The sequence below is a fragment of the Cellulomonas sp. P4_B5_2 genome, assembly GCF_056402235.1.
The window spans coordinates 1-8,369 of the sequence record NZ_JBFUHU010000164.1 but is presented as its reverse complement, the minus strand read 5'-3'; the positions used below and the strand labels follow the sequence as shown (position 1 = coordinate 8,369).

The window sequence follows — 8,369 nt, the reverse complement described above, 5'->3', positions numbered from 1 at the left end:
CTCCTCGTCGGCGTAGTCGAGCACCAGGACGTGGTCGGCGCGGCGGGCGATCGGGCTGTCCGAGACCCCGACGACGGCGGCGACGGCGGTGCCAGGCTCGACCAGGTCGAGAGCGGCGAGCACCTCGCTCGTGGTGCCCGACCGGCTGATCGCCACCACGCGGTCGTAGGTGCGGCCCGGCTGCCACTCGGAGGCGTAGGCGGCGTCGGTCAGGCCCAGGCCGGCGCGCTCCCGCAGCACCGCGACGGACTCCGCGACGAACGCGCTGGTGCCGCACCCGAGCACCAGGACGCGGTCGCCCGGACGGCCGAGGATCTCGCCGGTCGTCGCGGCGTCCCGCAGGGCGCGCGCCCACACGGACGGCTGGGTGGCGATCTCTCGCGCGGTGGTGCTGGTKCTCACGGGTGCTGCCTCTCTGCTCCGGCGACCGGGTTGATCTCGGCGCCGTGTGCGCAATACTGCGTACCGAACTGATCGATCCGCAATGAAACTGCGGCAAACGCTCACTATCCGTGAGCGCCCGGGAAAGGACCGTCCTTGTGGGTACGCCCGACTGGACCGCCGCGGCACACCTTCGCCTGGCCGCCTGGCACCCCCGCAGCAGGCTCGCCGTGCGCGCGACGTCGGTGGAGCGCAGCGCCGTGGCCTGCATCGACGTGCACAACCACCTCGGTCGGTGGCTGACCCCGCCGGGCTGGACGGCGCCGTCGGTGGAGGAGCTGCTCGCCCTGATGGACCGTCGCAACGTGGCGACGGTGGTCAACCTCGACGGCATGCACGGCGACGAGCTGGAGGCCAACCTCGACCGGTACGACCGCGCGCACCCGACGCGCTTCGCCACGTTCTGCCAGCTCGACTGGGAGCTGCTCGGCCGCCCCGACGGCCCCGCGCTGCTCGCCGCGCAGCTGCGCGACTGCGCCCGGAGAGGCGCCCGAGGCGTCAAGGTGTGGAAGAACCTCGGGCTCTCGGTCCGCGACGCCACCGGCACGCTCGTGCTGCCCGACGACCCGCGCGTGGTCGGCGTCCTCGCGCTGGCCGGCTCGCTGGGCCTGCCCGTGCTCATCCACACCGCGGACCCGGTCGCGTTCTTCGACCCGGTCGACGAGACCAACGAGCGGATCGACGAGCTGCAGGCGAACCCGGACTGGTGGTTCGGGGACCACTCGGTGCACCCGACGTTCGACCGGCTGCTCACCGCCCTGGAGACGCTGGTGCTCGCAACGCCCGGGACCAGGTACATCGGCGCCCACGTCGGCTGCTGCGCCGAGGACCTCGACCGCGTCGAGCGCCTGCTCGCGGCCGCGCCGAACTGGAACGTCGACCTCGGCGGCCGCATGGCCGAGCTCGGGCGCCAGCCGCGGCGGACCCGGCGCCTCCTGGAGCGGTTCGGCGACCGGGTGCTGTTCGGCACCGACGCGTTCCCCCTGACCGACGAGGCGCTGACCACCCACTTCCGGTTCCTGGAGACCGACGACGAGGCCTTCGACTACGCGCCGGGCGAGGCCGTGCCGCCGCAGGGCCGGTGGACGGTGTCCGGGCTGGGGTTGTCGGGTGCGGTGCTCGAGGCCGTCTACGCGGGGAACGCCCGGCGGCTGCTGGGGCTCTGAGCGGGCCTCAGGCGGCGTGGATCGTCGCGCAGGTGGCGGCGACCGTGGCGGCGATCGCCTCCCGGGCCGGGCCGAGGTAGCGACGGGGGTCCGTGAGGCCGTCGTCGGCGGCCAGCGCCCGGCGCACCTGCGCCGTCAGGGCGACGTTGAGGGCCGTGCCGATGTTGATCTTGCGGATGCCCGCGCGGACCGYGGCCTGCAGCGTGGCCGGCGGTACCCCCGAGGACCCGTGGAGCACGAGGGGGACCGGCACCGCGGCCGCCAGTCGGGCGACCAGGTCGAGGTCGAGGTGCGCGGTGGCCGTCGTCATGGCGTGCACGGAGCCCACCGCCACGGCGAGCCCGTCGACGCCGGTGGCCGCGACGAACGCCGCGGCCTCCCCCGGATCGGTCCGGACCCCCGGTGCGTGCGCGCCGTCCTTGCCGCCGACCTCGCCCAGCTCGGCCTCGACCCACAGGCCGACGTGGTGGGCGGTCCGGGTCAGCGCGGCCGTCGTCGCGACGTTCTCGTCGTACCCGAGGTGGGACGCGTCGACCATCACCGACGAGACGCCGTAGCGAGCCGCCTCCGCCACCCCCTCGCGCAGCAGCCCCGCATCCTGCAGGTGGTCCAGGTGCAGGCCGACGCGCACGGTCGCCTGCTCGGCGAGCTCGTGGCAGGCCGCCAGGAGCGGACCCGGGTGACCCTGCCGGTACCGGACGGCGTTCTCGCTGACCTGCAGCAGCCCCGGCAGGCCGGCGCGCTCGAGGCCCGCGACGATCCCCTCGGCGTGCTCCAGCGTGATGACGTTGAACGCCAGCACCGCGGTGCCGCGAGCGACCGCGTCCGCGATCAGGTCCGCGGTGCGCGCAGCGGTCACAGGAGCGCCCGCAGAGGTTCGGGCAGCAGGTCGCCGTGGGCGGTGACGAGGTCGTTGCACAGGGCCCAGATCTGCGCGGGCGTCAGGGTCGAGCTCGCGTTCCCGTCGACGAGCACCGCCTGCCGGACCAGACGCGGGTCGCCCGTGCGGGCAGCCTCGACGGTGAGCTCGGCCACGGACAGGTAGGTCCGGTTCAGGGCGGCGCACTGGACCGGGAGTGGTCCCATCGCGATCGGCACCACACCGAAGCCGTCGACGTGCGCGGGGACCTCGACCGCCGCGCCCGCGGGGAGGTTGTCGATGAGCCCGCGGTTGGGCACGTTGACGTGGATCTCGCGCGTCGTGCCGGTCAGGATCGAGTGGATGATCTGCGGCGCGTACTCCGAGGCACCGCCCTCGAGAGGCAGGTCCGCGCCGGCGTCGAGCAGCGCCCTGGCCCGCTCGTACTCGGCCACGTTCTCGCGACTGATCCCCAGGTACTGCAGCGGCTCGATGCGGAACCGGTCGACCTGTGCGTCGGACCGCAGGAACCAGGACAGGTACTCGGCGGAGTGCTCGCTGGTCTCGGTCGGGTAGTAGCCGATGCGCCGGAAGATCTCGACGCGCACCCGGCGCTCGAGCTCGGGGTCGGCGGCGATGCGCTCCTCGAGCCGCGGGTAGAGGTCCTGGCCGTCGAGCGTCGTCCAGTCGCGCAGCCAGGACTGGTGGTTCACGCCGAACGCGCGGAACCGGGTCTGCTCGACGTCCAGCCCGAGCAGCTCGGCGAGGTCGTGCGCGGTCCAGTAGACCGAGTGGCACAGCCCGTAGGTGCGGATGTCGGGGGCGACGACCGAGGCCCACCAGACGTTCATCGCCATCGGGTTGGTGTAGTTGAGCAGCAGCGCGTCGGGGCAGACCGCGCGCATGTCGTCGAGGATCCCGGTCAGCACGAGGAACGTGCGCAGGGCCCGGAAGACGCCGCCGACGCCGGTCGTGTCGCCGATCGTCTGGCGGAGCCCGTGACGCGCCGGGACCTCCAGGTCCGTGATCGTCGCGTCGATGCCGCCGACCTGGATCATGTTGATGACGAACTCGGCGCCGTCGAGGGCCGTCCTGCGGTCGAGGCTGGYGCTGATCCGCGCCGGGTGCCCCAGCTGCTCGACCAGCCGGTGGGCGGTGCCCTCGGCGACCGCCAGCCTCGCCGGGTCGACGTCGTGCAGAGCGAGCTCCAGGTCGAGATCGCCGAAGCGCAGCAGGTCCGCCACGAGCTGGCGGGTGAACACGACGCTGCCGGCGCCGACGAACGCGATCTTGGCCATGCTGGGATGATCGCCGCGCTGATCGATTCGTGCAAGAATTCCTCGTTCGATCAGTCGAAGTGATCAATCTGAGTGAGCGAGGGGCAGATGTCGGTGGCCGAGGACGTCCCGCGGGCGACGTCTCGCAAGCGCTCGGACCGGATGGTGGCGGTCCTCGGCATGCTCGAGTCGGGCGAGACGGTCACGCTCGCGGAGCTGACCCGGACGCTCGGGGTCTCGTCGGCCACCGTGCGCCGCGACCTGGCCGACCTGGAGGAGCAGGGCCTGCTGGTGCGGACCCACGGCGGCGCCCGCGCGTTCGCGACCGCCCGCACCGAGGTGCCCGTGCGGCTGCGCGACTCGCAGTTCCGGCTGGCCAAGCAGCGGATCGCCCGGCGCGCCGCGGAGCTGATCCCCACCGGGCCGTACAGCGTGGCGATCAGCGGTGGGACGACCACCGCGGAGGTGGCGAAGGTGCTGGCCAACCGGCCCGACCTGGCCATCGTCACCAACGCGCTGACCACCGCGATGGAGATCGCCTCGCGGCCCAACCTCAAGGTGATCATGACCGGCGGCGTCGTCCGGTCCACGTCCTTCGAGGCGGTCGGCGTCCTGGCGGAGAACACGTTCAACGCGATCAACGTCGGCACCGCGATCCTGGGCACCGACGGCATCAGCGCCGCGGGCGGTGCGACCACCCACGACGAGACCGAGGCCCGCACCAACAACGCGATGGTGTGCCACGCCCAGCGCGTGGTCGTCGTCGCCGACGGGTCCAAGGTCGGACGGGTGACCCTGGCGAAGATGGCCGACCTGGCGCAGGTGCACGTCCTGGTCACCGACACGACCGCCGACCCCGACGAGCTGGCCCGCATCGTGGCCGCGGGCGTCGACGTGATCGTCGTGGAGCTGTAGCCCCACCGTTCACGCACCGGTGATTCGCCCGACTCACGCGGTGCCTGCTTTGTGGGCAGACTGCCGGTATGGCGACTGACGGGGTTCCCGGCGAGGCCGGCGTGCCGCACGAGGCGGCGGAGACTCGCTACGACTACGACCTGGTGGTCATCGGCACCGGCCCGGGCGGGCAGAAGGCGGCGATCGCGGCCGCGAAGCTCGGGCACAAGGTCGCCATCATCGAGCGCCGCCACATGATGGGCGGCGTCTCCGCCAACACGGGCACCATCCCGAGCAAGACCCTGCGCGAGGCCGTCATGTACCTGACGGGCATGGCGCAGCGCGAGGTGTACGGCGCCAGCTACCGCGTGAAGTCCGACATCACGATGGAGGACCTGTTCGCGCGCACCCAGCACGTGATCGGCCGCGAGCACGAGGTCATCCGGGCCCAGCTGCTGCGCAACCACATCGACATCCTCAGCGGCACAGGCTCGTTCGTGGACGCCCACACGCTCGGGGTGCTCGACGACGACGGGATCCGCCGCACGCAGGTCACCGCGCGGTTCGTCGTCATCGCCACCGGGTCGCGTCCGCACCGGCCCGACACCGTGCAGTTCGACGGGCGCACCGTCCTCGACTCCGACGGCGTGCTGGCGCTCGAGAAGGTGCCCAACTCGATGGTGGTGGTCGGCGCCGGGATCATCGGCATCGAGTACGCGTCGATGTTCGCGGCGCTGGGCACCCGCGTGACCGTCATCGACAAGCGGCCCGCCATGCTCGAGATGTGCGACCCCGAGGTGGCCGAGTCGCTGAAGTTCCACCTGCGGGACCTGTCGGTCTCCTTCCGGTTCGGGGAGGAGGTGGCGGGCGTCGACAGCAACACGCACGGGACCGTGACGCGTCTGGTGTCCGGCAAGCGGATCGCGGCCGACGCCGTCATGTACTCCGCCGGCCGGCAGGGGCAGACGGTCGCGCTCAACCTGGAGGCCGCCGGCCTGAGTGCCGACTCCCGTGGGCGCATCGCGGTCGACGACCAGTACCGCACCGCGGTGCCGCACGTCTTCGCGGTCGGGGACGTCATCGGGTTCCCCGCGCTCGCCGCGACGAGCATGGACCAGGGGCGCCTGGCGGCGTACCACGCGTTCGAGGAGCCGGCCCGCGAGCTGCAGTCCGTGCAGCCGATCGGCATCTACACGATCCCGGAGATCTCCTACTGCGGCCGCACCGAGGAGGAGCTGACCACGCAGACCATCCCGTACGAGGTCGGCGTCGCGCGCTACCGCGAGCTGGCCCGCGGGCAGATCGTCGGCGACTCCTACGGGATGCTCAAGCTCCTGGTCCACACCGAGACGCGCGAATTGCTGGGCGTGCACATCTTCGGGACCTCCGCCACCGACCTGGTGCACATCGGGCAGGCGATCATGGCGTGCGGCGGGACGGTGGACTACCTCGTCGACACCGTCCTGAACTACCCGACCCTGTCCGAGGCGTACAAGGTCGCGGCGCTCGACGCGACGAACAAGATCCGCCAGGTGGCCCGGTTCAGCCTCTGACGCTTCAGGGCGGTCCGGCGCGTGCCGATGTCGGGATCATGACGACCGCCCAGCCCGGCTGGTACCCCGACCCCGAGAACCCGGCGGGGGTGCGCTGGTACGACGGGGTGACGTGGACGGAGCACCGCGGACCGGCCGTCGCCGCGGCAGCACCGGCGTGGTCTCCGCAGCAGGCCGCGTGGCCACCGGCACCGGCGAGGAGCGGATCCCGTGGGGCGATCGTCGCCGTCTGCATCGTCGGCGGCTTCTTCGCACTCATGATCCTCGCGGCGATCGCCATCCCGGTGTTCCTCAACCAGCGCGCGAAGGCCGAGGTGTCGTCGCTGTCGACCGTGACGTGCGAGTCTCTCGGCGCCGAAGCGGTCGCGACCTCCCAGGCCAACGTCACGGGGGGGTCAGATCCCGCTCACCTCGGTCAGCGGGCTCACCATCGCCCAGGACAACCGCGCGACGGTCCGGCGGCCCTCACCGGGTGCTCAGTCGTTCGTGCTCTCCTGCTCCGGGACCGCTCTGTGGCAGGACGGCGTGTCGACTCCCCTGCTCGTGGAGCTCGACATCGACTCCGCCGTGCAGCACGTGGTCACGTTCACCTGGGACGAGTGACGCCGGGTCGCACCGGCACCGTGACTGTTGACGGGACGGGCGCGAGTCCCCACGATCGAACTCGTACGGCGCCCCGACCTGACTGAACGGCCAGCCGGGCGGTGGCGGGCGTCGGCCGCGGAGGATCGCCATGACCTCGCCCGTCTCGCTGCGCGACTTCGACGCGGTCCTCTTCGACCTCGACGGCGTCCTCACCACGACCCGCACGGTCCACGCGGCGGCGTGGAAGCGCATGTTCGACGAGTTCCTCGCCGAGTGGGACTCGACCCACGGGACCCACCTGCCGGCGTTCGACGAGCTGTCCGACTACGCCTCCGCCGTCGACGGCAAGCCGCGCGAGATCGGCGTCCGTGACTTTCTCGCCTCCCGCGGCATCACGCTCCCGCCAGGCACCCCCGACGCGCCGGCCGAGGAGCAGTCCGAGTGGGGGCTGGGCAACCGCAAGCAGATCCTCGTCGAGGACGAGATCGCCCGGAACGGGGTCGAGGCGTTCCCCGGGTCGGTCGCCTGGGTGCGCGAGCTGCGGGAGGCCGGCCTGCGGACCGCCGTGGTCTCGAGCAGCCGCAACTGCGCGGCGGCCCTCGAGGCGGCGGGCATCGCGAACCTGTTCGACGCCCGGGTCGACGGCGAGACGATCCTCGAGCTCGGGCTGCGCGGCAAGCCTGCCCCGGACGGGTTCCTCGAAGGAGCGCGCCGCGTCGGCGTGACCCCCGAGCGTGCCGTCGTCGTCGAGGACGCCGTCGCGGGCGTCGCGGCGGGCCGAGCCGGAGCGTTCGGCCTCGTCATCGGCGTCAACCGCGACAACCACACCGAGGAGCTCCGGGCCAACGGCGCCGACCTGGTCGTGGACGACCTCGGCGAGCTGCTCGCCGCTCCTGACGAGGCGGTGCACCGCTCCGGACCTCGGCGCCACCGCCTGATGGCGGCGGCGCGGCGCATCGTCGCGGCCTCCTCCGACTACCCGGCCGACCCGTGGCAGCTCGTCGAGCGGTCCTACAACCCTGCCTTCGTCGAGCAGACGGAGACGCTGTTCGCCCTGTCCAACGGGTTCCTCGGCATCCGCGGGGCGTTCGAGGAGGGCACGCCCTCGATCACCCCGGACACCCTGCTCAACGGGTTCCACGAGACCTGGCCGATCATGTACCCGGAGACGGCGTTCGGCTTCGCGACGACGGGTCAGACGATCCTGCCGGTGCCGGACGGGACGACGATGCGGCTGCTCGTCGACGAGGACCCGGTCACCTGCGAGACGACGGAGGTCGACACCTTCGAGCGCGTCCTGGACATGCACCGCGGAGTGCTCACCCGCACGGTCGTGTTCCGCCTGCGCGACGGGCGGCGGTTCCGCGTGCACACCGAGCGGCTCGTGTCGCTCGCTCGTCGTCACCTCGCGTGCATCCGGTACGAGGTGACGGCCCTGGATGCGCCGGGGCGGCTCCTCGTCTCCTCCGAGCTCGTGACCCCGGCGACCACCGCGCCGACCGACGAGGTCGGCCTGGACCCCCGCCAGAGCCGCGCGCTCGCCCACGACGGACTGCGGCCGGACGTCGAGCAGGTCGACGGGATGCGTGTTGTG

The 8,369-nt window shown here is 72.3% G+C and carries 7 protein-coding genes and 1 pseudogene; 5 read left to right on the top strand and 3 right to left on the bottom strand.

The annotated features are described in order from the left end of the window. The coding region (locus AC1DUQ_RS12885) for an SIS domain-containing protein (RefSeq protein WP_477073909.1) at positions 1-402 on the bottom strand (402 nt) is incomplete at its 3' end. A gap of 137 nt (positions 403-539) precedes the next feature. Here AC1DUQ_RS12885 and AC1DUQ_RS12880 point away from each other — a divergent pair. Further along, on the top strand, positions 540-1,607 hold the full coding sequence (locus tag AC1DUQ_RS12880; protein ID WP_477060900.1) for an amidohydrolase family protein: 1,068 nt from the start codon (positions 540-542) through the stop codon (positions 1,605-1,607). A 7-nt stretch (positions 1,608-1,614) separates the two neighbouring features. Here the strand turns inward: AC1DUQ_RS12880 and AC1DUQ_RS12875 are convergent, their stop codons facing one another. Both AC1DUQ_RS12875 and melA read right to left on the bottom strand, forming a co-directional pair. After that, the gene (locus AC1DUQ_RS12875) at positions 1,615-2,466 is read right to left on the bottom strand and encodes a class II fructose-bisphosphate aldolase (RefSeq protein ID WP_477073908.1); all 852 of its coding nucleotides are present in this window, start codon (positions 2,464-2,466) and stop codon (positions 1,615-1,617) included. Further along, the gene (gene melA, locus AC1DUQ_RS12870; protein WP_477073907.1) at positions 2,463-3,764 is read right to left on the bottom strand and encodes an alpha-galactosidase; all 1,302 of its coding nucleotides are present in this window, start codon (positions 3,762-3,764) and stop codon (positions 2,463-2,465) included. Before melA ends, AC1DUQ_RS12875 begins: the two co-directional genes overlap by 4 nt. 72 nt (positions 3,765-3,836) lie before the next feature. Here melA and AC1DUQ_RS12865 point away from each other — a divergent pair, with 72 nt between their 5' ends. From AC1DUQ_RS12865 to AC1DUQ_RS12850, 4 genes and pseudogenes are all read left to right on the top strand, one after another. Continuing rightward, positions 3,837-4,658 (top strand): DeoR/GlpR family DNA-binding transcription regulator, encoded by an 822-nt coding sequence (locus AC1DUQ_RS12865; protein WP_477060897.1) that lies wholly within the window; start codon positions 3,837-3,839, stop codon positions 4,656-4,658. A 68-nt stretch (positions 4,659-4,726) separates the two neighbouring features. Continuing rightward, positions 4,727-6,190, top strand: a complete 1,464-nt coding sequence (gene sthA, locus AC1DUQ_RS12860) for a Si-specific NAD(P)(+) transhydrogenase (protein WP_477060896.1) — start codon at positions 4,727-4,729, stop codon at positions 6,188-6,190. Positions 6,191-6,228: 38 nt separating this feature from the next. After that, positions 6,229-6,297: pseudogene (locus AC1DUQ_RS12855) on the top strand (DUF2510 domain-containing protein); the annotation flags it as partial. A 626-nt stretch (positions 6,298-6,923) separates the two neighbouring features. Next, positions 6,924-8,369 (top strand): HAD family hydrolase (locus AC1DUQ_RS12850; RefSeq protein ID WP_477073906.1); only part of this gene is annotated, 1,446 nt, incomplete at its 3' end.